The following is a 26,021-nucleotide window of genomic DNA, read 5'->3' as shown; positions in this document are numbered from 1 at the left end:
TGGATGACCCGAGAATACCGCCAACGCGCCTATGTGCCGCCCAAAGGAGCGGTGGACCTGCTGCTGATCCGGCATGGAGAGACCCAGGCGGCAGTGCCGGGAAAGAGTTTTCCGATGAAGGACGGGCATGGCGACCCGGCGCTGCATCCCAATGGTGAGGCGCAGGCGCGGGCGGTTGGTGAGCGACTGAAGGGAGAGAGGCTGGCCGCGATCTATGTGACCACCCTGCAGCGCACGCATCAGACGGCGGCCCCTCTGGTTGCGCATCTGGGGCTGGAACCGGTGACCGAACCGGATCTGCGCGAGGTCTGTTTGGGCGACTGGGACGGCGAGTACCGCATCCGCGCGGCCAACAATGACCCGACCTTTCAACGGGCACGGGATGGGCAGGAATGGGGTGAAATCCCGGGCGCCGAGACCACGGCCGCCCTGCATACCCGCGTGCGCGCTGGACTGATGCGGATTGCCGAGCGCCACTCGGACCAGCGCGTCGCCGCCTTTGTGCATGGCGGTGTGATCGGGGCCGCCGTGGCAATGGCCTGCGGGGCCGAGCCCTTTGCCTTCAACAACGCCGCCAATGGCTCGATCAACCGTCTGGTGATTCACGGAGGGCGGATGACGGTAATGGGCTTCAACGACTGTGCGCATCTGGGCTGACCTCACTCCATGGTGATCACAACCTTGCCCATGACCTTGCGATCCTGCATCAGCGTCAGCGCCTGAGGAACCTCTTCCAGTGGGAACCGCGCATTGATCTGAGGTTTGATCCGGCCCTCACCGTACAGGCGAAAGAGATCAGACATGTTCTCGGCATGGCCCTGCGGGTCGCGAAACACCGATGCACCCCAGAAGACGCCGACGATCTGACAGCCTTTGAGGAGGGTCAGATTCAGCGGAATCTTTGGGATGCCCGCCGGAAAGCCCACCACCAGATAGCGCCCCTGCCACGCCATCGCACGCAATGCGGGTTCCGCATAGTCTCCGCCCACGGCGTCATAGACCACATTTACTCCCTCGCCACCTGCAAGGCGCTTGATCTCACCCGAGAGCGCCTTTTGCGCGTCGCGATCCAATTCCCGCGGATAGATCAGCGCCTCATCCGCGCCAATCCGACGGCAAAACTCGGCCTTTTCCTCAGACGAGGCGGCGGCAATCACTTTGGCACCTGCCGCTTTTCCCAACTCGATGGCTGCCGCTCCGACGCCGCCCGCAGCCCCCAGAATCAGCAGGCTTTCCCCCGCCTTCAGCCCGGCCCGGTCCTTGAGCGCGTGATGCGAGGTGCCATAGGTGAAGATGAAGCACGCGGCGTCCTCATAGGGCATGCCGTCGGGGATTTTCACCGCCGTTGCCGCCTTGAGCGTCAGATGGGTGGCAAAGCCGCCATGCCCGGTCAGCGCCAGCACCCGATCGCCGACAGCAAAACCCTGCGCACCGTCGCCAAGCGCCAGCACTTCTCCCGCAACCTCGCCGCCGGGGGCGAAGGGGCGGGGCGGTTTCATCTGGTAAAGGTCGCGGATCATCAGCGTGTCGGGAAAGTTGACGCCCGCAGCGCGCACCCGGATCAATAGCTCTCCCTTGCCGGGCGTTGGGTCCGGCAACTCGGTCAGTTCCAGCGTCTCGGGGCCGCCCACGGCCACGCTCAGCATCGCTTTCATCGCATCACTCTCCCTGTCTGCGATGCCGGTTGCATCGCGTTCTGACGTTAAGTCGCAAGGCCGAACCGTCCATTGTCAACCAGATTCCGAAATGCAATCCTGCGTCGTGAAACATCTCTCTGCGCGCGGGAGGAGGCATCGCGAAATGGGCGGCCCGTATCGCGTAGCGGCCATGATACTGAGCGCCGGTAGGGAGGGAACAGCAACACTGCGTCAGAATTTACCTAGGGCCCGGCCAGCAACGTAAACCTCGAGCGCTTCTCCGCTCAAATACCTACAAAAAGGGAAATCATGACACCCGAGGCTCTGTTTTCGCTCCATGGAAAAATCGCGCTGGTGACCGGAGGGGCCACCGGCATCGGCCGCATGGCCGCCGAGGCGTTGGGGCGGGCGGGCGCACGGGTGCTGATCGCCTCGCGCAACGGAGAGGCTTGCGAGGCGGTGGCGGCAGAGCTCAACGCGTTGGACGCGCCTGGAACTGCCGAGGGCTTCACGGGCGATGTGGGCAGCAAGGAAGGGGTCGACACGCTGGTGGCCGAGGTGAAATCGCGGACCGACACCCTGAACATCCTGATGAACAACGCGGGGGTGACCTGGGGGGCGCCGATGGGGCAGTTTCCACATGAGGCTTGGGAGAAGGTCATGTCGGTCAATGTGGCGGGCGTGTTCGATCTGACCCAGAAACTGCTGCCGATGCTGATGGAGGCGGGCTCGGTCGACGATCCGGCACGGGTGGTCAATGTGGGCTCGGTCATGGGCGAGATCCCGATGGGCGACGGCGCCTACAGCTATTCGGCCTCGAAGGCCGCCGTGATCCACCTGAGCAAGGTCATGGCCAAGGAACTCTCGCCTTATTGCGTGACAGTGAACGCGTTGGCGCCGGGGCCATTCGTGTCGCGGATGACCGCCTTTGCCACGGCAGATGAAGAGATGCGGGCAAAGGTGGGCGGCGACGTGCCGCTGAAACGGGTCGGTCGGGATGAGGATATCGCGGGCTGCATGCTGTTTCTATGCGGGCGCGGCGGGTCCTATGTGACCGGCGCAGTGATCCCGGTCTCCGGTGGCATCAACGTGATGGCCGGCCACAACATCTTTGAGAAAGCGTTGCAGTAGAACGGGTTGCGCACAGGCTTATCGAGCAGGGAGCTGACATGAAGGACATGATCTGGAAACGGGACGACAGCCACCTGCCGCCGCAGTTACGTGGGCTGCGCTTGCCAATGATTGGTGCACCGCTTTTCATCATCTCGGTGCCCGAACTGGTGATTGCGCAATGCAAGGCCGGCATTATCGGCGCATTCCCCGCGCTCAATGCCCGCGAAGGCGAGGGCGAGCCGCCTTTGCTGGAGGCCTGGTTGAAACAGATCACCGAGGAACTGGACCGCCACAATCAGGAAAACCCCGACAACCCGGCGGCGCCTTTCGCGGTGAATCAGATCGTGCATCGTTCGAACGCGCGACTGGAGCGGGATCTTGAGATATGCGCCCGCTGGAAAGTACCGGTCTGGATCACATCGCTGGGCGCGCGGGTCGAGGTGAACGAAGCCGCCCATAGCAGCGGTGGTGTGGTACTGCATGACATCATCAACAACACCTTTGCCCGCAAGGCGATCGGCAAGGGCGCCGATGGTCTGATCGCGGTAGCCGCAGGTGCAGGTGGGCATGCCGGGCAGCAATCGCCGATGGCGCTGATCCGTGAGATACGGAACTGGTTCGATGGCCCGCTGGCGTTGTCAGGCGCTATCGCCAGCGGCGAATCCCTGCTGGCCGCGCGGGCGATGGGGGCTGATTTCGGCTATGTCGGCTCGCCCTTCATCGCCACGCATGAGGCCAACGCGCGCCCTGAATACAAGAATATGATCGTCGACAGCGGGGCCGAGGATATCGTCTATTCCTCTCTCTTTACCGGGGTGCACGGGAACTACCTGAAGAAATCCGTTGTGCGGGCGGGGATGGACCCGGACGATCTGCCATCGGCGGACGCGTCCTCGATGAATTTCGATTCGGGCTCGTCCAAGCCCAAGGCGTGGAAGGAGATCTGGGGCTCGGGGCAGGGCATTGGTGCCGTGATCGAGGTTGTTCCTGCCGCCGCGCTGGTGGATCGCGTTGACCGGGAATACCGCGCCGCCGGGGCCCGGCTGGCTGCGGAGTTCATAGGGTAGAGAGATGTGATGAGTGACGATACTCAATCCCTCGACCTCGATGAGGTGGACGCCTATCTGCGCGCGAATCTCGATGGCTATCACGGTCCGCTCACCATCACCAAATTCGCTGTTGGCCAATCCAACCCAACCTTTCGGCTGGACACGCCGGACCGTTCGTATGTGCTGCGCCGCAAGCCGCCCGGCGAGTTGCTGAAGTCGGCTCATGCGGTGGATCGCGAATTCCGGGTGCAGCGCGCGCTTGCGGGCTCGGACGTACCGGTGCCGCAGATGTATCTGCTGTGCGAGGATGACGGTGTGATCGGCTCGGCCTTTTATGTCATGGAGCATCTGGACGGGCGCAACTTCTTTGAGCCCTCGATGAAGGGTGAGAGCAACGAAACCCGCAGTGCGGTAATGGCCGAGATGAACCGGGTGCTGGCCGCGCTGCATATGGTCGATGCCGACGCGGTCGGGCTGTCGGATTACGGGCCGCCAGGGAATTACTTCGAACGCCAGATCGGGCGCTGGACCAAGCAATACCGCGCCTCGGAAACCGGCAGCATTCCGGGCATGGACGCGCTGATCGAGGCCCTGCAGACGGGCATGCCCGAGGATGACGGGCAGCGCACGCTTGTGCATGGCGATTACCGCATCGACAACATGATGTTCGAGAAAAACGGCACCAAATGCCTCGGTGTGCTGGACTGGGAGCTGTCGACCATCGGCCATCCCTACGCCGATCTGGCCGCCGTGATCATGCAATGGCAGATGCCGCCGGGCAAAGAGGGGCGGGGGCTGGCAGGGATCGACCGGGCGGCGTTGGGGTTGCCGTCTGACCGGGAGTTCATTGGTGACTATTGCCGTCGGCGCGGGCTGGCCGGGATCGACAATTTCGGCTTTTACCTAGCCTTCAATTTTTTCCGCATGGCAGCGATCATTCAGGGCGTCTACAAACGCGCGCTGGACGGCAACGCCTCGAACCCCGAGCGGGCGAAGCAGCTGGGTCAGTACGTGCCGGTCTTTGCCCAGCACGGGCTCAAAGCGCTAAAGGGTTAGGCCGTCACGCACAATTGTTGCAGCTCGAATTCCAGCTCGGTCAGGCTGTCCTTGCCAAAGAACATCTCGTCGCCGACAAACATCGTGGGCGCACCAAAGACACCGCGCTCGACGGCGGCCTCGGTCGCGTCTTTCAACGCCTGCTTCACGCCGGAGCTTTGCACCGCTGCGCCGATTTCATCCACGGGTAGGCCATGTTCCTGAAGCACCTCGCGGATCACGCCCGGGTCGTCCATCTTTTGGCCATGCACCCAGATCGCGTCAAAAACGGCATCTGTATATTTGCTTTCCCACGGTTTTCCCCGCGCGAATATGGCGCCGCGCATCAGGGCGAGGGTCATGACCGGGAAATGCGGGTTCATGTGAAAGGTCAGCCCGTGGCGTTTTGCAAAACGATGCATCTCATGCATCTGGTAGGTCAGCTTGTGCCGGACGTGGGCAAAGGCAGTGATCGGGCTTTGGTTGTTGGTGGCCTTGAACACGCCGCCCAAAAGAGCGGGCGAATAGCGCAGGCCAACCCCGCAACGCGCGGCCAGATCCGGCAAAACCTTGTGGGCCAGATAGGAGTTTGGACTTCCGAAATCATAAATGAATTCAATGGACTGGCTCACCGTCTTCCTCCGCACTCGGTTTCGGGAAATCTGCGCCGCCATCGAATCCGGGCGCAGTCGTGGACTCTGGGGCAGAGTAGCAGGATCACCGCATGGTTGCGCGTTTCAGATCGTACCAGCCCCTGACGGGCAAGAGGATGCCGATCCAGCGCCGTCGTGACACCGCGTCACGCCGGTTCCGATGCCTGAAAAGCTCGACCGAAGCTACGTGGCCCCGCTACGGTACAAGGGACAGACGGGGAGGAAGAAGCGCGATGACCGAGTTGCTGACACGAACCGACCACGGCGACGGGATTGTCGAACTGGGGCTGAACCGGGCACCGGTCAATGCATTAAGTGCCGAATTTCTGATGGATTTCGCGGCCCGGATGGAAGCCATGGCGCAAGACCCGGAGGTGCGCGCCATCGTCCTGACCAGCCCGTTCAAGGTGTTCTCCGCCGGGCTCGATCTGAAGGAGGCGCAAGATTTCGATCTACCACAGCAGCACGCGATCGTCGACGGGCTGAACAGAGGTTTCCTGTCGCTCTTCGCTTGCCCGAAACCGACGGTCTGTGCGGTGAATGGCGCGGCAATTGCCGGAGGGCTGTTCTTTGTGCTGGGCAGCGACATCCGCGTGGCTGCGCCTCACGCCAAGCTGGGTCTGGCCGAAGTTCGCGTCGGAGCCGATTTCCCGCTGGCGCCGATGGAGATCGCGCGGGCGACGCTCGATCCCAACACGCTGCGCCGCCTGATGCTGACCGGACAGCCGATGGATGCGGAGACCGCATATCGGCTCGGCGTGGTGGACGCGATGGACGAAAACGTTCTGGACCGCGCCCTACATGAGGCAACGGCGCTGGCACAAATCCCGCCCAAGACCTATGCCTCGGTCAAACGCCAGATCCGCGGCACCACGATCGCACTGATCGAAGCGGGGATGGCAGAGGGCGCCAAGGCGCCCGAGGGCGGCTGGTTCACCGAAGAAACCAAGCCCGCGATGCGGCGCATGATCGGGTGACGGGCATTCGGGCTTTCACCGGGCGCGCAGATCGGTCAACACTCGGACCACACCCGGGATCGGCAAAAGGGATGACAATATGACACTCGCCAACACGCGCGGCTTCGACCGATCGCGGCTGGACCGGATCGGCACCTGGATGCAGCGATATGTGGACGAGCGTAAATATCCGGGCAGTTCGGTGTTGGTGATGCGCGGCGGGGAGGAGGTGTATTTCAACGCCTGCGGGCTGCGCAGTGTCGAAAAGGACCTGCCTTTCGCCCGCGACACGCTAGTGCGGATCTATTCGATGACCAAGCCGATCACCTCGGTAGCGGTGATGATGCTGGCCGAGCGCGGGCTGTTTCATCTCGACGCGCCGGTGTCGGATTTCATCCCCGGTTTCAAGGACATGCAGGCGCTCGCCCCCGGTGCGGAGCGGCTCGATCAGGTCGAATCGGCGCCCACGCCGACCCTGCACCAGTTGCTGACCCATACCGGCGGCCTGAGCTATCCGTTCAACCCCGGTGTTCTGGCGCAGGAGATGGACGCGCAGGACCTGCTGTTCAAACCCAATCAGGGTGTGTTGGCCGACATGGTGGATCTGGTGGCAAGGCTGCCGCTGGCCTTCCAGCCCGGCATCCGTTGGGAATATTCGGTAGGCATCGATATTCTCGGCCGCGTGATCGAGGTGGTAACTGGAAAATCGCTGGGCGACTTCTTTGCAGAGGAAATTTTTGCGCCTCTCGGCATGACCGAGACCGCGTTTGCGGTGCCGGATGGGGCAGGGGACCGGTTCGCCTCGCTCTACACACCGCTGGCGGGTGACGCGATGGCGCTGAATGCGGCGCGCAGCGGAGGAGAGACCTTGCGGCTGGTCGATCAGGCAGACCATTCGCCGTTCGAGGGCGCCCAGATGCACTCGGGCGGCGGCGGGCTGGTCGGCACCATCGACGATTACGCCCGCTTTGCCGAGATGCTGCGCCGGGGTGGCGAGGTTGACGGGCACCGTCTACTTGGACCCCGGACGCTGGAGTTCATGATGCGTAACCATCTGCCGGGCGACATTGCTTCGATGGGACCCCAGAGCTTTGCCGAACAGCCGATGGAGGGCATGGGCTTTGGCTTGGGCGGCGCGGTGGTGCTGGACCCGGCACGCGCCCGATGTCCCGGCTCGATGGGGGATTTCAGCTGGGGCGGCATGGCCTCGACCTTTTTCTGGCTGGACCGGGTGCAAGACCTGACGGTGATCTTCTTTACGCAGTTGTCGCCATCCAGCTCATATCCCTCGCGGGCCGAACTCAAGGCGCTGATCCACGCGGCACTGGTGGACTGGGCAAACAGGCGGTAAACCCGGCGCCGACGCCAAAGGAGGCCCACATGACGGACGCGGAACGCAAACTGCTCGACCTGCTCGACATCGAACGGCTGGAGGTCGATCTGTTTCGCGGAACCGGCTCGGGCGGTGAGACGCCGACGCGGATCTATGGCGGGCAAGTGATCGCACAGGCGCTGGCGGCAGCCTACCGGACGGTCGAGGATCGGCTTTGTCATTCGCTGCACGCCTATTTCATCCGCCCCGGAGACCCGTCCATTCCCGTTATTTATCAGGTGGATCGGGCGCGGGATGGCGGCTCTTTCACCACCCGCCGCGTGGTGGCGATCCAGCATGGGCGGCAGATTCTGAACATGTCGACCTCGTTCCATGTTCAGGATGAGGGCTGGGACCATCAGCACCCGATGCCACGGGTTGACGGCCCCGACTCGCATCCCAGCCGGGATGAGTTGCGCGGCAAATACCTCGACCGCATTCCAGGGAAGTACCGCACCGAATTCCTGCGCGAGCGTCCCATTGAGGTGCGTGAGGTCGCGCCACTCGATCTCTTCGATCCCCAGCCCAGCGATGACCGCAACCACCTGTGGTTTCGCATGGGGGCCGCCGCGGGAACTGATCCCCAAACCCAACATATCCTGCTGGCCTATGCATCGGACATGGCGCTGCTCAGTTCCGGCATGCGTCCACACGGGCTGAGTTGGTTCCGCCGAGGTGTGAACGGCGCCAGCCTGGATCACGCCATGTGGTTTCACGCGCCGGTATCGTTCGAGAACTGGCATCTTTATACGATGGACGCGCCGTGGACGGGGCAGGGGCGCAGCTTCAATCGCGGGGCGATCTATACGGCGGATGGCACGCTGATCGCCTCGGTGGCGCAAGAGGGGCTGATGCGCCGTCCGAAAGGTTAGGTTTCGCCGCCAAACTGCCGATTTAACTTGCGCATTCCGCCGATCCAGCGCTCGTAATCCGCAGCCTTCAGGCGGATGTAATCCAGCACCTGCGGGTGCGGCAGCACCAGAAACCGCTCTTCGCGGATCGCCTCGACGCAGGCTTCGGCGACATCCTCGGGCTCCAGCATGCCGTCGATTGCGGCAACCGAGGTCTCATGTCCGCGCGTCATCTCGGACCGGACCGCCTGAGGGCACAGCACCGAAACCCCGATGCCCTGATCGCCGTAAGTCAGCGCCAGCCATTCGGCGAGGCCAACGGCGGCATGTTTGGTTACACCATAAGGTGCAGCACCCGGCTGATTGAGCAGTCCGGCGGCTGAGGCGGTGTTCAGCAGATAGCCGCCGCCACGGGCGACCATGCGCGGCACCACATGGCGCGCAGCCCAGACATGAGACATCACGTTGACCTCCCAAATCCGCTGCCACTGCGCATCCGGGACATCGAGGCCACCGAGCGTCAGGATACCCGCGTTGGAGCAGAACAGGTCGATCGGACCGATCTCATCTTCGACCTGGGCGATCAGGTTTTTGATCTCGGCTTCGGTAGAGACATCGCAGGGAATGGCGGTACCGCCAATTGTTTCGGCAACTTGCCGGGCGCCATCGATGTCGATATCCGCGCACACAACGGTGTGCGCATCCTCACGGGCAAACCGCTCGGCCAGACCTTTGCCGATCCCACCGGCGGCTCCGGTGACCACAACGATCTTGTCTTTCAGCTCCATCCGGGTTCTCCGCAGCGGTGTTCATCGAAGTGTCGGGCATAAAATACTGCAATACTGCCATTCTTGGCAGTTCATTAGCGCATCAAGAGAAGCCTAGACCGGATCGAAGCACGCTCCAATGCCGTCGCGACGTCAAACGTTGCACAATGGCCTCCGCACCCCGGGGGGTATATTTACATAATACTGATTATAAGAAACTTTAAAGGCAATAAAGCCGCGAAGGCCTCAATACCGCAAGACGCGCCCCTGCCACCGGGACACGCCTTTTCGCCAGCAGTCGAACCCTAGAAAAACGCCTGCAGCCCGGTTTGCGCCCGCCCCAGAATCAGCGCGTGCACGTCATGGGTGCCTTCATAGGTGTTCACCGTCTCAAGGTTCACCATGTGGCGGATCACGTGGAAATCCAGCGAGATGCCGTTGCCGCCATGCATGTCGCGCGACATCCGCGCAATCTCGAGCGCCTTGCCGCAATTGTTGCGCTTGACGATCGAGATCATCTCAGGCGCCGCGTTGGCGTCATCCATCAACCGTCCGACCCGCAGGCTGGCTTGCAGACCCAGCGCAATCTCGGTCTGCATATCGGCCAGCTTGCGTTGAAACAACTGCGTTTGCGCCAGCGGGCGATTGAATTGCTGCCGGTCCAGCCCGTATTGCCGCGCCGCGTGCCAGCAGCATTCGGCAGCGCCCAAGGCACCCCAGCTGATACCGTAGCGCGCGCGGTTCAGGCAGCCGAACGGCCCCTTCAGGCCCCGTACATGCGGCAGCAGCGCGTCCTCGCTCACTTCGACGCCGTCCAACACGATCTCGCCGGTGATCGAGGCGCGCAGGCTCAGTTTGTTTTCGATCTTCGGTGCGCTCAGCCCCTTCATGCCTTTGTCCAGGATGAAACCGCGGATCTTGCCGTCATGGGCGTCGGACTTGGCCCAGACCACAAATACATCCGCAATCGGCGCGTTCGAGATCCACATCTTGGAGCCGGTCAGACGATATCCGCCTTCGGTCTTTTCGGCGCGGGTCTTCATGCTGGCCGGATCGCTGCCCGCATCCGCTTCGGTCAGGCCAAAACAGCCGATGAACTCGCCCGTGGCCAGTTTCGGCAGGTATTTCCGGCGCTGTTCTTCGCTTCCGTATGCATAGATCGGATACATCACTAGCGAGCTTTGCACCGACATCATCGAGCGATAGCCCGAATCCACCCGCTCAACCTCGCGCGCGACCAGACCGTATGAGACATAGCCCGCGCCGATGCCGCCATATTCCTCGGGGATCGTTGTGCCTAACAGGCCCATCTCGCCCATTTCGCGGAAGATTTCGGGGTCGGTCTCCTCGTTCTGAAAAGCCTCGGTCACGCGCGGCTGCAGCTTTTCCTGCGCATAAGCACGGGCGCTGGCGGCAATCATCCGTTCGTCTTCGCTCAGCTGATCGGACAGGCGGAACGGGTCTTCCCAGTCGAACCGGCCCAGATTGGGGGCATCCTTGGTGCGCAGGGTCGGTTGGGTGGCGGGGGCATTCATGGCGCATCTCCTGTTTCGGCTTGGCGCGCACCCTAGCCTGCCAAAACTGCAAAAAACAGCAAGACTTCCGCATCATTTCATGAGTAAAACGCATACATGACCGCGTCCCGCCGTTTTCTGCCGTCGATTTCCGCCCTGCGCGCGCTTGAGGCGCTGGGCCGTCTCGGCTCGGCCTCTGCCGTGGCCGAGGAACTGGCGCTGACCCAAAGCGCAGTCAGCCGTCAGTTGCAGTCGCTCGAGGCGCAACTGGGCGTCGACCTGATCCAGCGTGACCGAAAGCGGCTGTCGCTGACGCCGGTGGCGCAGGAATATGTGATTGAGATCCGCGAGGCGCTGAACCAGATTACCCAGGCGTCGCTGCGGTTGCATGTGGCGCAGGTGGGCGGGACGCTGAACCTCGCTATTCTACCCACTTTCGGAATGCGCTGGCTGGTCCCGCGCTTGCCGGAGTTTGCGCGGCTACATCCTGAGATCACCATCAACATGTCCACCCGGCTGCGTTCGTTCAACTTTGCCTCGGAACCTTTTGATGCAGCAATACATTTTGGTGAACCTGACTGGCCGGGAACTGACCGCCTGCTGCTGAAATCCGAGCGTGTTCTGCCGGTCTGCGCACCAACGCTTCTGCCAAACGGAACACCAAAATCGCCGAAGGACCTGCTGCGCCTGCCACTCTTGCACATTCAGACCCGTCCGAGGGCATGGCAGGATTGGTTCGGTCAGTTGGACGTGACGTACACAGCCCCCCTGCCCAGCACCGTGCATGATCAGTTCTCGACTATCTCGCAGGCCGCCATACACGGGCTTGGAGTGGCTTTACTGCCGAGTTATCTGGTTGAGCAGGAGCTTGCGACCGGGCGGCTGGTCGCGGCATATCCAGACGAAGTGGAGTCCATCGGCGCCTATTATCTGGTCTGGCCGAAATCGAAGTCGAAAGACCCTTCTTTACGTGAGTTTCGCCACTGGCTGGCCGCGCAGGCGCAGCCCGAGGATGCGCTGCCCAGATAGCGCGAAAGCCGCTTCGAAGCGGCTTTGCCATCAACTTTTTTTGCAGGCGCGCCAGGCCTGTAGTGGCGGACACCACTTGCCACCCGAGGGACCAAGGCGATTTCGAAACCGCTTATCCCCTCATCCCAACGCGTAGCCGGCGCCGCGTACCGTGCGCACCGGGTCCTCGCCGCCATGCTGGGTCAACGCCTTGCGCAGCCGTCCGATATGCACGTCCACGGTGCGGGTATCGACATAGATGTCGCGGCCCCAAACCCGGTCCAGAAGCTGTTCGCGGCTCCACACCCGGCCCGGTTTCTCCATGAAAGTGGACAGCAGGCGGAACTCCGTTGGGCCCAGTTTCAGCGGCTTGTCGGCGCGGCTGACCTTGTGGGTCTCGGAATCCAGCACGATATCGTCGAATTCCAGCCGCAGCCCCACGGTCGAGGGCCGCACCCGGCGTAGCTGGGTACGTACGCGTGCCATCAGCTCGACCACCGAATAAGGCTTGACCACATAGTCATCCGCGCCGGTTTCCAGCCCGCGCACCTTGTCCACCTCTTCGGATCGCGCGGACAGCATTATGATCGGGATCGACCGGGTTTCGGCCCGCGACTTCAGGCGGCGGCAGACCTCGATACCGCTGAGGTTCGGCATCATCCAGTCCAGCACGATGATGTCGGGGTTATCCTCATCCACAAGCAGCAGGGCCTCGTCCCCGCTTCCCGCCCGGGACACGCGGAACCCCTCGGCCTCAAGGTTATAGGCCAGAACTTCGCGCTGAGCGGGCTCGTCCTCAACAACCAGGACAGTCGGTTGATCGGCGGACATGGGTCTCGCTCCCTCTTCAGATCGTTTGCGACGTGGTGTCGGCCTTGGGCCGGGATTCCGACGGGCGTTCTCCGGTCACCAGATAGATCACCTGTTCCGCAATCGCGGTGACATGATCACCCATGCGCTCGATATTCTTGGCGATGAAGTGCAGATGCATGCAGGCCGAGATGTTGCGCGGATCCTCGGCCATGAAGGTCAGGAATTCGCGGAAGAGACCGTTGTACATCTGGTCCACATCCTCATCACGCGCGATTACGTCCGCAGCCAGTTCAGCATCGCGCCGGATATAGGCATCAAGCGCATCGCGCAGCATCACCTCGACCTCGCGCGCCATGCGGCGCAGGGCGGAGGCACTGCCGTTCACTTCGGCGGCGTTGACCAGAACCGTGGTGCGCTTAGCGATGTTCTTGGAGTAGTCGCCAATACGCTCGAGGTTGGCCGACACCTTTAGAACCGACAGCACCAGCCGCAGATCGCCTGCCGTGGGCGCGCGCAGGGCGATCAACCGGGCGGTTTCCTCGTTTATCAGGTCTTCCAAGGCGTCGATGGCCTTGTCGCCCTGACGAACCTCTTGCGCCAGTTCCTCGTCCCGGGTCTCCAGCGACCGGGCGGCGCCCATGATGGCCGCCTCGACCAGCCCGCCCATCTTCATGATATGGGCCTGCACCGCCTCGAGATCGCGGTCGAATGCGGAAGCGATATGTTGTTGTTCGGTCATGTCTGAATACCTGTCCTCAGCCGATCCGGCCAGTGATGTAGCTTTCGGTGCGCGGATCTTCGGGATTGGTGAAGATCTGGCCGGTCTCTCCGAACTCCACCAGATTGCCGAGGTGGAAGAACGCGGTTTTCTGGCTGACCCGCGCGGCCTGCTGCATCGAGTGGGTGACGATCACCACCGAGTACCGCTGACGCAGGTCGTCGATCAGTTCCTCGACCTGCGCGGTGGCAATCGGGTCGAGCGCCGAGCACGGCTCGTCCATCAGCAGCACCTCCGGCTCCGTCGCCACGGCGCGGGCGATGCACAGACGTTGCTGCTGTCCGCCCGAAAGACCGGTTCCGGGGGCGTCGAGACGGTCCTTGACCTCATCCCAAATCGCGCCACGGCGCAGGGATTTCTCAACGATCTCATCCAGTTCCGCCTTGTTCCTGGCAAGACCGTGGATGCGGGGACCGTAGGCAACGTTGTCGTAGATCGACTTGGGGAACGGGTTGGGTTTCTGGAACACCATTCCCACCTTGGCGCGCAGCTGCACCGGGTCAACGCGCTTATCATAGATGTCCTCGCCATCCAGCAGGATATCGCCTTCCACCCGGCAGATGTCGATCGTGTCGTTCATCCGGTTCAGGCAGCGCAGAAAGGTCGACTTGCCGCAGCCTGACGGGCCGATGAAAGCGGTTACCGTCTTGTCTTCGATTTCGACATCTACGTCCTTGATGGCGTGGTTGTCGCCGTAATAGACCTGCACTTTCCTTGCGGCAATTTTGGTCTCTTTACTATCCACGGCTCTCTCCACTCGCGACATATCGTTCATTTCTCAGCCCCTTTTACCAGCGGCGTTCAAAGCGGCGGCGCAGGATCACGGCCACAGTGTTCATGGTGACAAGGAATACCAGCAGGATGATGATACCACCCCAGGCGCGCTCATAATAAGCCGGGTCGGCCCGCTTTGCCCATTCATAGATCTGCGCGGGCATGGCCGAGTTCGGATCCAGCAGGCCGCTGGCAATCCCATCCGGCGCGTTTGAGGCAATGTAGCCCACCATCCCGATGAGCAGCAGCGGCGCAGTTTCACCTAGAGCCTGCGCAAGGCCAATAATGGTACCGGTCAGGATACCCGGCGCGGCCAGAGGCAGCACATGGTGAAACACAGACTGCATTTTCGAGGCCCCTACCCCAAGGGCCGCGTCCCGGATGCTCGGGGGCACCGATTTCAGCGAAGCACGGGTCGAGATAATGATCGTCGGCAGGGTCATCAGCGTCAGAACCAGACCGCCCACCAAAGGCGCCGATTGCGGCAGATGGATGAACTGGATGAACACGGCCAGACCGAGGATACCAAAGACGATGGACGGCACGGCGGCCAGGTTCGAGATATTCACCTCGATCAGGTCGGTAAAGCGGTTCTTGGGCGCGAATTCCTCGAGATAGATCGAGGCGGCAACCCCGATCGGCAGGGCCAGGAACAGCACCACCAGCATCATGAAGAACGACCCGATCATCGAAACGCCCAGACCGGCCTGTTCCGCGCGGCTCTCCGAGGCGTCGGCACCGAAGATGAACGCCGGGTTGAAGGTCTTCTTCACCACCCCTGCCTCAAGCAACCCGTCAACAACATCCAGATGCTCGGCATCGATGTTCTTGTCACGGGCCAGATGCTCGCGTTTCACGCGGTCCTTGAGATAACCGTCCACTCGGCTCGAGGCGAGGAACCGCACATCGACGGTCTCGCCGATCAGATCCGGGTTTTCAATGACCATCGAGCGTATCTGACCCGCGGCAGAGGCCGAGATCATCGCTTTCATATCTTTTGGCTTGGTCAGCGGCGTGTCGATGCCCGCCTTTTCGACTTGCTCCAGAACCGCCTTCTGGATCAGCGGGTTGTACCCAAAGGTCGATACCTTCTTGATATCTTCAATGTTGCGTTCGCCCTTCTTGTCCAGCTTGGCCGGATCCAGATAGACGGGTACCTCAATAAAAGTTTGCTGGAACGCGCCGATCCCGTTGGAGATGATCGCGAAAAGAAGGACCAGCAGACACAGGATACCGGTTCCGATGGCGATGACCCCGTAGGCGCGGAACCTCTTTTCCGCCGCATTGCGCGATTTGGTGCGCGCATCGGGCTCGGTCAGCGACGACAGATGCGGCTTGGCGCCGCCTTTTGGAAGGCTTGCGTCGGTCATTCGTACTGCTCCCGGTATTTCCGTACAATGTACAGAGCAAAGACGTTGAGGCCCAAGGTCAGAACAAAGAGCGTGATGCCGAGGGCAAAGGCCACCAGAGCTTCGGGCGAGGCGAAATCCGAGTCGCCGGTCAACTGCGACACGATCTTGGCGGTCACGGTCGTCATGGCGTCGAAAGGGTTAAGCGACAGGCGCGCAGCGGCCCCTGCCCCCATGACCACGATCATGGTCTCGCCAATTGCGCGGGATGCGGCCAGCAGGATCGCACCGACGATGCCGGGCAATGCGGCGGGCAGAACCACCTGACGAATGGTCTCGGATTGGGTTGCGCCCAGACCGTAAGAGCCATCGCGCATCGACTGCGGCACCGCGTTGATGATGTCATCGCTGAGTGAGCTGACAAAGGGGATCAGCATGATGCCCATGGCGATGCCCGCAGTCATGACCGAACGTCCGCCACCCATCCAGCCGAGCCCATCCTGCCCAAAGACCGACACTAGCATCGGCCCGATTGTCAGCAGGGCAAACAGACCGTAGACGATGGTCGGGATACCGGCGAGGATTTCCAGCATGGGCTTGGCGATCCCCCGAACGCGCGGCGTGGCGTATTCCGATAGATAGATCGCGGCAAACAATCCGATCGGCACGGCAACCAGCAGCGCGACGATCGAAATGTAAATGGTGCCCCAGAGCAGCGGCAGAATACCCAGGGCCGAAGACCCGCCCCGCCCCGAAAAACTCGGTGCCCACTCAAGCAGCGCGAAGAAATCGATGGCCGGATAGAGCTTGAAGAATTCTACCGTGTTGAAGATCAGCGACAGCACAATTCCGATTGTCGTCAGGATGGCAACCGAGGCCGCAGCGATCAGCAACGCCAGGATACCCTGCTCAACCACGTTACGGGCGCGGTAGGCCTTGTTTGACTGAAGAGACGCGACAAGTGCGGCTATCAGAGCCACGGCGAGTACAAGGATCGTCATGATCAGGTTCGCGCTGGATGTCATCGAACGATAGGCTTGCGCGGCGCGCAGGATGGGCCGCGTGATCGTGGATGTCACCACCTGCCCGGCATCCTTCAGGCGCGCAGTAATGTCGGTGATATCTGCGCGCGCGTTCTGTACCATTTCCTCATCGATGGCACCCGCCGCAACGGCATTGTCCAGACCTTCAGCAGTGCGGCGAACATCGGCCATGACAAGACCGATATTCGAGCCTTCCTTGATCTCACTCTCGGGGATCATGCCGGAAATGCTGTTCTGGATCACCAGCGGTTGGGCGATCAGCCAGATGGCCATCAACCCAAAGGCGGGGACAATGACCTTCATGAACACGTTCCAGCCGTAGTAGTTCGGCAGTGAGTGCAGATATCCACTGTTGCCGCCAGCACTTGCCAGCGCGCGCTGCCTTCCAAAAACAAAGCCGACGACCGCGATCGCCAGCACGATTATACAAAGCCAGAAAACGGACATCTGTCCCCCTGAAGCCTTACCGCAAAGACTTGGTTTGATGGAGGCGGCGGCTGCCGCCGCCTCTCAGGTTCAATCAATCGAGATTGATTTAGCTGCCGCCGCCCATGACTTCTTCGGCAGCAACGGCTTCCTGAGTTTCGCTCAGAGCCGGATCCGCAACCAGGCCGTATTCGGCCAGCGGGCCATCGCCACCGGCGATCTCGTCCGAGATGAAGAATTCAGCATATTCCTTCAGGCCGGGGATTACGCCGATATGGGCTTTCTTGACGTAGAAGAACAGCGGACGCGAAACCGGATACTCACCCGAGGCGATGGTCTCGGTCGAAGGCTCGACACCGGTCATGGTCGCAACTTTAAGCTTGTCGGTGTTGTTCTCATAGAACGCCAGGCCGAACACGCCGATGCCGTTTGCATTGGCATCGATCGACGCCAGAGTCTCGGTGTAGTCACCATCGATGTCGACAGCGCGGCCGTCCGACATAACTTCCAGGCAGGCATCTTCCGCGTCGTCTTCCGACATGCCGCCGGCAATCATGGCCTCCATTGCGCCGGTGGCTTCACAGCCAGTCGCAATCACCTTTTCTTCGAACACTTCACGGGTGCCGTGCTTGGTGCCGGGGATAAAGGCCAGGATGTCTTCGGCAGGCAGGTCAGCGTTGAAGTCCGACCACTTCTTGTACGGGTTGTCGACCAGCTGGCCGTCGACCATGACCTTCGGGGCCAGAGCGTTGAAGATGTCCGACTGGGTGAATGCAGTGTATGCGGGACCGTCCAGCTGCGACGCGAACACGATGCCGTCATAGCCGATGCGCACTTCGATGATGTCGGTCACGCCGTTTTCAGCACAGGCTTTGATTTCTTTTTCACGGATGGCGCGCGACGCATTTGCAACGTCGGTGTGCTCGGTGCCCACACCCTGGCAGAACCGCTTCAGACCAGCCGACGAACCGCCCGATTCCACCACCGGGGTCGGAAAGTCGAAGTTCTCGCCAAAGGCTTCGGCAACAATCGAGGCGTAGGGCAGAACGGTCGACGAACCGGCAATCTGGACCTGATCGCGCGCGGCAGCAGCGGTGGCCGATACGGCGGCGATGGCCAAAGCCGAAGCGGACAGTTTCACAAAGGACATCTCAGTCTCCTTGACAGAATATTGATGATCACCCCCATGATGATCTTGCCCGCACTCTTAGGAGCGGTGCATGAGCCTTTTGTGACAGCTGTGTAACAGTTTCATGACAACCGCCGCGTTTTCCAGGAGACGCGACGCAAAACAGACATGCGCGGCGAGCATAGTTGCTTATATGGCGGGCGTCTGATCCATCACGTGAAGAACTCCTCGTAGATCCTCCATTTTCGTGGGTAACTCCTTCTTCGGCCAATAGACGACCTTCGTTGCCTGAAACTCCGGCCCGGAATCAAGGGCGAAGCCCGCCGGGCTGCGCCCTCCCTCCCCTTGGGAGGGCGCTCAGTCTATGTCATTGACCGCTCGACCGTCGTCCGGGGCTTCCGAGATAAACCGCAGACCACGCGCGGTTAAAGCGCCCACCCGAGGGAGGGCGCGACCCTCTGTTGCTCAAGACGTCAACGTACCCCCCCGTCCATCACATCAGATCTTGGTGACTTAAGTGATCAATAGTCGCACCCGGATCAAAGCTGAGCCGCACGCCCTATCTCGGCAGGATCACCGTAAAGGTCGAGCCCTTCCCCAACTCGCTTTCCACCCGCAACCGCCCCCGGTGGCGGTTCACGATGTGCTTGACGATGGCCAGTCCCAGCCCGGTGCCGCCCAACTCGCGTGAACGGTGGCTGTCCGCGCGGTAGAAACGCTCGGTCAGGCGCGGCAGATGCACGGCATCGATACCGGGGCCCTTGTCCACCACCTGCACCCGCGCCGCCGCCGCGCGCACGGCCGGGTCACGGTCGGATGCGGTCAGTGTCACATCCACTTCACCACCGCCGCCACCATATTTGATCGCGTTCTCAATCAGGTTGGTAAAAACCTGCCGCAACTGATCGCTGTCCCCTGTCACCACTACCGGCAGCTCGGGCGCCGTCAGGGTCAACGTCACCCCTGCACCCTCGGCCAGCGGGCGCAGCGAGATCAGCGTGGATTGCACCTGCCCAGTCAGGTCGACCCGGTCGGTTGGCCGAACACGCTCAGCGCTTTCCACCCGGTTCAGCGACAGCAAATCTCCCACCAGCCGGTTCATCCGGTTGGCCTCATCCGCCATGATCTCCAAAAACCGCTCCCGCGCGGCGGTGTCATCACGCGCAGGGCCACGCAGGGTTTCGATGAATCCCATCAGCGCGGTCAGCGGCGTGCGCAACTCATGGCTGACATTGGCCACAAAGTCCCGCCGCATCTGACCCGCCTGCTCCAGATGCGTGACATCGAGAAAACTGGCCAGCACAGCGCCGCCGCCCACGGCGCCTATGCCGTCGACATAGCGGCATTGCACCTCGAATGTCGTGTCTTGCGCGCCGTCATTGGACAGGTGCCGTGTCTTCACCGACCCCTTTGTGCGGAGGCTCTGCTCGATGGCGTCGATCATCTGCGGCTGCCGCAGCAGCGTGGCGAAATGGCGCCCGACCATCTGATGGCCCAACAGCGTCTGCGCTTCCGCATTGGCGGCGATGATGCGTTCGGACTGGTCCACCACCACCGCAGGCATCGGCACCGCAGCAACAAACTCCGAGATCACATCTTCGGTCATCCCACCCTCTGCCGCAGCGCTCAGTTCACCGCAACAAGCGTGTCGCGGAACTTGCGCATATTCTCCTGATAGTGCAGCGCGCTCCAGGTGATCCGCTGCGCGGCGGCCTCGTCCAGTTCACGCACCACCCGACCCGGGGCGCCCATGACCAACGAATTGTCGGGGATCTCCTTGTTCTCGGTAATCAGCGCCCCGGCCCCGATCAGGCAGTTTCTGCCGATCTTCGCACCGTTCAGGATCGTGGCCCCCATGCCGATCAGCGAGTTTTCCCCGATCGTGCAGCCATGCAGCATCACCTTATGCCCGATGGTGCAGTTCCTGCCGATGGTCAGGGGATAGCCCGCGTCGATATGCATGACGACGTTTTCCTGCACATTTGAACCGGCACCCACACGGATTTCCTCGTGATCGGCGCGGATGGTGCAGCCGAACCAGACCGAGGATCCCTCCTCCATCACCACCTTGCCAATCAGGTTGGCGTCGGGCGCCACCCAGGTGTCCTCGTGGACCTGCGGCGCATGATCGCCCAGAGCGTAGATGGTCATGACAATTCCTCGAACTCGGTCTGCAGCGCGCGCACATGCGATTGCAACGCGGGCTGCTGAATGCGGCGCATCCGTTCGGCACTGACGATGGTTTTCAACTTTTCCTCGGTCTCATCCAGATCGTCATTAATCAGAACGTAGTCGTAATAGCCCCAGTGGCTGATCTCGTCCCAGCTTTTCAGCATCCGCTTCGAGATGACGTCGTCACTGTCCTGCGCGCGCGCCTCAAGCCGGCGGCGCAATTCGCGGATCGAGGGTGGCAGAATGAAGATCGACAGCGCGTGTTTGCCCAGATCCGAGTTCCGGATCTGAATTTCGCCCTGCCAGTCCACGTCGAACAACACGTCCCGTCCGCTGACGATTGTCTCGCGGACCGGTCCGGCGGGCGAGCCGTAGAAATTGCCGAACACGTGGGCGTGTTCCAGCATCTGGCCATCCATCACCTGCTGCTTGAATTCCTCTTCGCTCAGAAAGAAGTATTCCCGTCCGTGCTCCTCTCCGGGGCGCGGCTGGCGTGTGGTGGCAGAGATCGAGAACTTGAGCCCCTCGTCCCATGCCATGAGCCGCCGGGCCAGTGTCGATTTGCCCGCGCCCGAAGGCGAGGAAAGAATGATCAAGAGGCCGCGCCGGTCCGTCATGTGCCGCTCCTATTCCACGTTTTGCACTTGTTCGCGCATCTGGTCGATCACAGTCTTCAGTTCCAGCCCCACCGCTGTCAGCTCCGCATTCTGCGACTTGGAGCAGAGCGTGTTGGCCTCGCGGTTAAATTCCTGCATCAGGAAATCCAGCTTGCGCCCGACCGGGCTGCCCTTTTGCAGCAGATCGCGCGCCGCCTTGACATGGGCGGCGAGGCGGTCGATTTCCTCGGTGACATCGGATTTGACGGCGATCAGCGCCAGTTCCTGCGCCACCCGTTCGGGATCGGCTCCGTCGGCATTGTCCAGTACCCGCGCCAGGTTGCTGCGCAGCGTTTCCGCCATCTGTTCCTTGCGCGCCTCGGCCAGAGTCGCCGCCTGAGTGGAAAGCGCCTCGATCTGACCGATCTGGCCTTCGAGGATTTCGGCAAGTGCTGCGCCTTCGGTTTCACGCATGTCCAGAAAGGCACGCACCAGTGGGTCGAATTCGGATTTCAGCTTTGCCACCAGCGCCGCCCCATCATCGGTGCCCGCGCCCGCCTCCATCATGCCGCGCAGGGCGAGCAGATCGGCGGCCCGTGAGGGCGCTAGGGTCACACCACGAGTACGCGCCGCCTCTTCGACCTCGGCCACAGCGTCCAGCGCGACGGCCATCGCCGAATGGTTCAGGGTCAGTGCGCCGCCTTCTTCGCTGCGGGCCAAGCGCAGTGACAGGGTGACGTTGCCGCGCGCGATTGCCTTGCCAAGGGTGCCGCGCAGCGCCGCCTCGAGCCCCTCCAGCCAGTCGGGCACACGCAGGCGCAGATCCAGCCCCTTGCCGTTCACGCTGCGCAGCTCCCAGCTCCAGCTATAGGCGCCAAGCTCACCCTTGGCCGAGGCGAATCCGGTCATGGATCTGATCATGCGTGCCCTTTCCTGCCCTTTTCGCGGCGCCGCAGCCCCCTGGCCCCGGCGTTGCCGCACCTAATGCCATCCGGCGGCGCAGGGCAAGTCTTTGCTCAGATTGGGGTTGGTCAGTAGAAATTAACCATTCGTTAAAGAATTGCTCCAAAATTGAATAAACCCGTGTCAGGTTAACTCTTGAGTAACCTGTTTCTGTGCGGCGCTCGCACGCCAGAGATGCGAAACAGGCAAGCGATCGGCCAGCGTTAGGGTGATGCAGATGAGGACCTTCTTTGGGAATGGCCCCGGATCAGAGGTGGGGAAAGTAGTGGCAATGGACCGGTTCCGCAGCGGGCGCAGCCTGTCGCCCATTCGCCAGGCCGAGGCCTATTGGACCGCGCTGCGTACCGATGGGGGTGTGCCGAACCGTTCGAATATCGACCCGCGCGGGCTGGAAAACATTCTGGAATACACCTTCATCCTTGAACGGATCGCACCGGGCATCGCGCGGTTCCGTCTGGCCGGCAATCACCTGAGCAAACTGGCTGGGATGGAGGTGCGTGGCATGCCGCTGACCGCGTTTTTCACCGCCGCTGCGCGGCGTGAGATCAGCGCAACTCTGGAACACCTGTTCGACACACCCGCCGTGGCCGAGCTTGAGATGGGATCGGAAAAGCGCATGGGCCGAGCGCAGATCGAGGCGCGCATGATCTTGCTGCCCTTGAAAAGCGATTTGGGTGATATCAGCCGTGTTTTGGGCGTGATGGTGGCTGACGGACCGATCAGCAAGACGCCTTATAGTTTCGGCGTGACCAAATCTCGCCTGCGGGACCTGAACCAGCCAGAGGCAAAGGCCTCTGCCCCACAGCCGGTCACCGGCTTTGCCGAGGATCAGGCGCCACTCGACTCCCCTGCCCCGCATCTGCGGCTCGTGGTGTCGCGGGACAGCTGAGACCGAAGGGCACGGTCACAGGGAGACGTGCTACTCAATGAAAAACGGCAGGCGCAAGGCCCGCCGTTTTCTGTTTCTACGAGAGACTCGTCAGCTTGCGGCGCGTTTCGAGCGACCGCGACGCAGATTGGTCAGTTCTTCGGCCACCAGGAAGGCGAGTTCCAGCGACTGGCTGGCGTTCAGGCGCGGGTCGCAGGCGGTGTGGTACCGGTCCGAGAGGTCCTCTTCGGTCACCGCCCGCACGCCGCCGGTGCATTCAGTGACGTCCAGACCGGTCATCTCGAAATGCACGCCGCCGGGGATGGTGCCCTCGGCCTGATGCACGCCGAAGAAGTCGTGCACCTCACGCAGCACCGAATCGAAGGGCCGGGTCTTGTAGCCCGTCGCCGACTTGATGGTGTTGCCATGCATCGGATCGCAGACCCAGGTAACCTTGGCGCCCTCTTCCTTGACCGCCTTGATCAAACGCGGCAGATGCTCACCCGCCTTGCCGGCGCCGAAGCGCGCGATCAGGGTCAGGCGACCCTCTTCGTTTTCAGGGTTCAGTTTGGCCATCAGCACCTTGAGGTCCTCGGGCGTCGTCGTCGGGCCACATTTCATGCCGATGGGGTTCAGCACACCGCGCGCAAACTCCACATGCGCACCGTCCGGCTGCCGGGTGCGGTCGCCGATCCAGATCATGTGCCCCGAGCCCGCCAGCCAATTGCCGGAGGTCGAATCGAGACGGGTCAGCGCCTCTTCATATTCCAGCAATAGCCCTTCGTGACTGGTGTAGAACTCGACGGTCGAGAATTCATGGGTGGTGTCGGCGGTGATGCCAGCGGCACCCATGAAGTCGATCGTGTCCTGAATGCGGTCGGCGATCTCGGAATACTTCTGCACATCCTGATCGTCGGTAAAGCCCAGCGTCCAGGAATGCACCATGCTCATGTCGGCGAAACCACCGGTCGAAAAAGCGCGCAGCAGGTTCAGCGTGGCTGCCGCCTGTGTGTAGGCCTGCAGCATCTTGGCCGGATTCGGCACGCGGGCCTCGGACGTGAACGCCAGCTCGTTGATGATGTCGCCGCGGTAGCTGGGCAGTTCCACCCCATCCACGGTCTCGGTCGGCGCACTGCGCGGTTTGGCGAACTGGCCCGCCATGCGGCCCACTTTCACCACCGGCACCTTGGCGCCATAGGTCAGCACCATCGCCATCTGCAACATCACCTTGAACGTGTCGCGGATCGCATCCGCGCTGAACTGTTCGAAACTCTCGGCACAATCGCCGCCTTGCAGCAGGAAGGCCTCGCCCCGTCCGGCAGCACCCAGATGCTGCTTCAGACGCCGCGCCTCGCCCGCAAACACCAGCGGCGGATACTTGGAAAGCTGCGCCTCGACCTTGGCCAGTGCGGCCGGATCGGTATAATCGGGCATCTGAACCCGCGGCTTGGCGCGCCAGTTCGATTTTTGCCACTCGGTCATAGCTCATATCTCCGCTGAGGTAATCAGGTGGCCTCTATACAAAATGCCGTGGTCGGGCGCCATATCCGATTTGCACCTCTTGACGCCGCAAACAAGCTCTGAACAAGGTGACTGCCATATCCGCGCCCGTCACCGATCCGGAAGACGCCGAACTAAGGACAATCCGCCATGCAAGAGCAACGCCAAGTTGTCGACGTGGAAAACGCTCCGGCCAAATCCCGCCGGTTCGTATTTGTTTTGCTGGACAAGTTTTCCATGCTGTCCTTTGCCTCGGCGCTGGACAGTCTTCGGATTGCCAACCGTATGGCAAACAAGGACTTGTACAGCTGGGTTCTTGCCGGTGAAGGCGGTGAGCTGGTGAGCTGTTCCGCCGGCACCACTTTCAAGCTGGACAGTGATCTGGGCGAGCTTTCGCGCGACGATATCATGCTGGTCTGCGGCGGCGTCGATGTGCAGATGGCCTCAACCAAAAAGATGCTGAACTGGCTGCGCCGCGAGGCACGCAAGGGCATCCGCATCGGCGGGCTGTGTACCGGTGCCCACACACTGGCCAAGGCGGGCCTGCTGGATGGCAAGCGTGCGACGATTCACTGGGAGAATGCCGATAGTTTCGTCGAGGAATTCGAGAAGGTCGAGTTGACCAAGTCGGTCTTCCTGATCGACGGCAACCGGATGACCACGGCCGGGGGCACCTCGTCCATCGACCTGATGCTGAAACTGATTGCCGACGAGTTCGGGGAAGAGCTGGCCAATGCGGTGGCGGACCAGATGATCTATTCCTCGATCCGCACGGACCAGGACACCCAGCGCCTGTCGACACCCACCCGTATCGGTGTGCGGCATCCCAAGCTGAGCCAGGTCATCCAGATGATGGAAAAGAACATCGAGGAGCCGATCAGCCCCTCGATTCTGGCCAAGGATGTGGGCATGTCCACTAGACAGCTCGAACGGCTGTTCCGCCGCTATCTGAACCGCTCGCCCAAGCGCTACTATATGGAGCTGCGGCTGCAGAAGGCGCGCAACCTGCTGATGCAGACGGATATGAGCGTGATCAACGTCGCGCTGGCCTGCGGTTTCGCCAGTCCCTCGCATTTCTCGAAATGCTACCGGGCGCATTACAACACGACGCCTTATCGCGAGCGCGGCGCACAAGCCACGCGGCTGTCGGTGTGATCCGAACCGATCGTCTGCTGTTGCGCCCCGCGCGGCCAGACGACCTGCTGCCGCTGCACAGTATTTTTTCAGACACAGGCGCGATGCGCTACTGGAGTCATCCGGCCCATGAAGACCTCGAACCGACCCGGCGATTTCTTGAAGGCTTCATGACGGAAGATGCAAAGAACCGGTTCGAGTACATCGTTGAGTTCGACGGCACATGCATCGGCAAGGCCGGAATGTGGGCCAGACCCGAGATCGGATACATTCTGCATCCGGATCACTGGGGCAAGGGCTTTGCATATGAGGCGCTTTCGGCAGTTCTGCCACGCATCTTTGAGCGGCACGAAGACCTTGAGCACCTGACGGCCGAATGTGATCCCCGCAACGCGGCTTCGGTCAAGCTGCTGGAAAAGCTGGGCTTCCGGCAGACCGGGCTGATTGAGAAGAACTTTCTCTATGGCGAGACGGAATGGTGCGATACCGCCTATTTCCGGCTGGATCGCCCCAACTGATCG

General features: G+C 61.7%; 26 protein-coding genes. 11 read left to right on the top strand and 15 right to left on the bottom strand.

The features are described from left to right. Nucleotides 1–3 precede the first annotated feature (3 nt). Complete coding sequence (locus GOX53_RS11930; RefSeq protein ID WP_171176560.1) at nt 4–657, top strand: histidine phosphatase family protein; 654 nt, start codon at nt 4–6, stop codon at nt 655–657. Between the two features lie 2 nt (nt 658–659). Here the strand turns inward: GOX53_RS11930 and GOX53_RS11925 are convergent, their stop codons facing one another. After that, the gene (locus GOX53_RS11925) at nt 660–1,655 is read right to left on the bottom strand and encodes an NADPH:quinone oxidoreductase family protein (protein WP_171176558.1); all 996 of its coding nucleotides are present in this window, start codon (nt 1,653–1,655) and stop codon (nt 660–662) included. Between the two features lie 291 nt (nt 1,656–1,946). Between GOX53_RS11925 and GOX53_RS11920 the strand changes: the two genes are divergently transcribed. From GOX53_RS11920 to GOX53_RS11910, 3 genes are read left to right on the top strand one after another with little or no spacing between them, the layout of a single operon-like run. Beyond that, nucleotides 1,947–2,768, top strand: coding sequence for an SDR family NAD(P)-dependent oxidoreductase (locus GOX53_RS11920; protein WP_171176555.1), 822 nt, complete (start codon nt 1,947–1,949; stop codon nt 2,766–2,768). A gap of 47 nt (nt 2,769–2,815) precedes the next feature. After that, nucleotides 2,816–3,817 carry a nitronate monooxygenase family protein gene (locus GOX53_RS11915; RefSeq protein ID WP_171176741.1) on the top strand — a complete coding sequence of 334 codons (1,002 nt, stop codon included), beginning with the start codon at nt 2,816–2,818 and terminating at the stop codon, nt 3,815–3,817. A 9-nt stretch (nt 3,818–3,826) separates the two neighbouring features. Then, a complete protein-coding gene (locus tag GOX53_RS11910; protein WP_171176553.1) occupies nt 3,827–4,855 on the top strand; it encodes a phosphotransferase family protein in 1,029 nt (342 codons plus the stop codon). On the opposite strand, the gene GOX53_RS11905 is transcribed toward GOX53_RS11910, so the two are convergent. Further along, complete coding sequence (locus tag GOX53_RS11905; protein ID WP_217351757.1) at nt 4,852–5,466, bottom strand: 2-hydroxychromene-2-carboxylate isomerase; 615 nt, start codon at nt 5,464–5,466, stop codon at nt 4,852–4,854. The two genes, GOX53_RS11910 and GOX53_RS11905, sit on opposite strands and share 4 nt — an antisense overlap. A 254-nt stretch (nt 5,467–5,720) precedes the next feature. Here GOX53_RS11905 and GOX53_RS11900 point away from each other — a divergent pair, with 254 nt between their 5' ends. The 3 genes from GOX53_RS11900 to GOX53_RS11890 all read left to right on the top strand — a co-directional run bounded on the left by GOX53_RS11900 (nt 5,721) and on the right by GOX53_RS11890 (nt 8,687). Then, nucleotides 5,721–6,464 carry an enoyl-CoA hydratase/isomerase family protein gene (locus GOX53_RS11900; protein WP_171176549.1) on the top strand — a complete coding sequence of 248 codons (744 nt, stop codon included), beginning with the start codon at nt 5,721–5,723 and terminating at the stop codon, nt 6,462–6,464. A gap of 79 nt (nt 6,465–6,543) precedes the next feature. Beyond that, complete coding sequence (locus GOX53_RS11895) at nt 6,544–7,794, top strand: serine hydrolase (RefSeq protein WP_171176547.1); 1,251 nt, start codon at nt 6,544–6,546, stop codon at nt 7,792–7,794. Between the two features lie 29 nt (nt 7,795–7,823). Then, complete coding sequence (locus tag GOX53_RS11890; protein WP_171176545.1) at nt 7,824–8,687, top strand: acyl-CoA thioesterase II; 864 nt, start codon at nt 7,824–7,826, stop codon at nt 8,685–8,687. On the opposite strand, the gene GOX53_RS11885 is transcribed toward GOX53_RS11890, so the two are convergent. Both GOX53_RS11885 and GOX53_RS11880 read right to left on the bottom strand, forming a co-directional pair. Then, entirely contained in the window at nt 8,684–9,454 is a 771-nt protein-coding gene (locus GOX53_RS11885; RefSeq protein ID WP_171176543.1) for an SDR family oxidoreductase, read from the bottom strand. The genes GOX53_RS11890 and GOX53_RS11885 overlap by 4 nt on opposite strands. A gap of 284 nt (nt 9,455–9,738) precedes the next feature. Continuing rightward, nucleotides 9,739–10,968 carry an acyl-CoA dehydrogenase gene (locus tag GOX53_RS11880; protein ID WP_171176541.1) on the bottom strand — a complete coding sequence of 410 codons (1,230 nt, stop codon included), beginning with the start codon at nt 10,966–10,968 and terminating at the stop codon, nt 9,739–9,741. 96 nt (nt 10,969–11,064) lie between these two features. On the opposite strand from GOX53_RS11880, the gene GOX53_RS11875 reads away from it, so the two are divergent. Beyond that, nucleotides 11,065–11,976, top strand: coding sequence for a LysR family transcriptional regulator (locus GOX53_RS11875; protein WP_171176540.1), 912 nt, complete (start codon nt 11,065–11,067; stop codon nt 11,974–11,976). A gap of 120 nt (nt 11,977–12,096) precedes the next feature. On the opposite strand, the gene phoB is transcribed toward GOX53_RS11875, so the two are convergent. The 10 genes from phoB to GOX53_RS11825 form a co-directional block, all read right to left on the bottom strand. Next, nucleotides 12,097–12,786, bottom strand: a complete 690-nt coding sequence (phoB, locus tag GOX53_RS11870; RefSeq protein WP_171176538.1) for a phosphate regulon transcriptional regulator PhoB — start codon at nt 12,784–12,786, stop codon at nt 12,097–12,099. Nucleotides 12,787–12,802: 16 nt separating this feature from the next. Further along, a complete protein-coding gene (phoU, locus tag GOX53_RS11865) occupies nt 12,803–13,507 on the bottom strand; it encodes a phosphate signaling complex protein PhoU (RefSeq protein WP_171176536.1) in 705 nt (234 codons plus the stop codon). 16 nt (nt 13,508–13,523) lie between these two features. Further along, nucleotides 13,524–14,321 (bottom strand): phosphate ABC transporter ATP-binding protein PstB, encoded by a 798-nt coding sequence (gene pstB, locus GOX53_RS11860; RefSeq protein WP_171176535.1) that lies wholly within the window; start codon nt 14,319–14,321, stop codon nt 13,524–13,526. 13 nt (nt 14,322–14,334) lie between these two features. Further along, entirely contained in the window at nt 14,335–15,690 is a 1,356-nt protein-coding gene (pstA, locus tag GOX53_RS11855; RefSeq protein ID WP_171176533.1) for a phosphate ABC transporter permease PstA, read from the bottom strand. Then, nucleotides 15,687–17,159, bottom strand: a complete 1,473-nt coding sequence (gene pstC, locus GOX53_RS11850) for a phosphate ABC transporter permease subunit PstC (protein WP_171176531.1) — start codon at nt 17,157–17,159, stop codon at nt 15,687–15,689. Before pstC ends, pstA begins: the two co-directional genes overlap by 4 nt. Nucleotides 17,160–17,247: 88 nt before the next feature. Beyond that, the gene (locus tag GOX53_RS11845; RefSeq protein ID WP_171176529.1) at nt 17,248–18,288 is read right to left on the bottom strand and encodes a substrate-binding domain-containing protein; all 1,041 of its coding nucleotides are present in this window, start codon (nt 18,286–18,288) and stop codon (nt 17,248–17,250) included. Between the two features lie 538 nt (nt 18,289–18,826). Continuing rightward, nucleotides 18,827–19,873, bottom strand: coding sequence for an ATP-binding protein (locus GOX53_RS11840; protein WP_171176527.1), 1,047 nt, complete (start codon nt 19,871–19,873; stop codon nt 18,827–18,829). 20 nt (nt 19,874–19,893) lie between these two features. Then, on the bottom strand, nt 19,894–20,418 hold the full coding sequence (locus GOX53_RS11835) for a gamma carbonic anhydrase family protein (protein WP_171176525.1): 525 nt from the start codon (nt 20,416–20,418) through the stop codon (nt 19,894–19,896). Then, entirely contained in the window at nt 20,415–21,056 is a 642-nt protein-coding gene (gmk, locus tag GOX53_RS11830; RefSeq protein WP_171176523.1) for a guanylate kinase, read from the bottom strand. The genes GOX53_RS11835 and gmk overlap by 4 nt, the downstream gene beginning before the upstream one ends. A gap of 9 nt (nt 21,057–21,065) precedes the next feature. Next, on the bottom strand, nt 21,066–21,956 hold the full coding sequence (locus tag GOX53_RS11825; RefSeq protein ID WP_171176521.1) for a YicC/YloC family endoribonuclease: 891 nt from the start codon (nt 21,954–21,956) through the stop codon (nt 21,066–21,068). Between the two features lie 259 nt (nt 21,957–22,215). On the opposite strand from GOX53_RS11825, the gene GOX53_RS11820 reads away from it, so the two are divergent. Further along, entirely contained in the window at nt 22,216–22,887 is a 672-nt protein-coding gene (locus tag GOX53_RS11820; protein ID WP_171176519.1) for a PAS domain-containing protein, read from the top strand. A gap of 90 nt (nt 22,888–22,977) precedes the next feature. On the opposite strand, the gene GOX53_RS11815 is transcribed toward GOX53_RS11820, so the two are convergent. Next, complete coding sequence (locus GOX53_RS11815; RefSeq protein WP_171176518.1) at nt 22,978–24,348, bottom strand: class II 3-deoxy-7-phosphoheptulonate synthase; 1,371 nt, start codon at nt 24,346–24,348, stop codon at nt 22,978–22,980. 168 nt (nt 24,349–24,516) lie between these two features. Between GOX53_RS11815 and GOX53_RS11810 the strand changes: the two genes are divergently transcribed. Together GOX53_RS11810 and GOX53_RS11805 are read left to right on the top strand one after the other, a co-directional pair. Continuing rightward, nucleotides 24,517–25,521 (top strand): GlxA family transcriptional regulator, encoded by a 1,005-nt coding sequence (locus tag GOX53_RS11810; RefSeq protein WP_171176516.1) that lies wholly within the window; start codon nt 24,517–24,519, stop codon nt 25,519–25,521. Further along, nucleotides 25,449–26,018, top strand: a complete 570-nt coding sequence (locus GOX53_RS11805) for a GNAT family N-acetyltransferase (protein WP_171176514.1) — start codon at nt 25,449–25,451, stop codon at nt 26,016–26,018. Before GOX53_RS11810 ends, GOX53_RS11805 begins: the two co-directional genes overlap by 73 nt. Nucleotides 26,019–26,021: the final 3 nt, after the last annotated feature.

The sequence above is a fragment of the Ruegeria sp. HKCCD8929 genome (assembly GCF_013031405.1).
Taxonomy (GTDB): Bacteria; Pseudomonadota; Alphaproteobacteria; order Rhodobacterales; family Rhodobacteraceae; genus Ruegeria.
The sequence above is the reverse complement of the archived record's forward strand: the minus strand, read 5'-3'. Positions and strand labels throughout refer to the sequence as shown.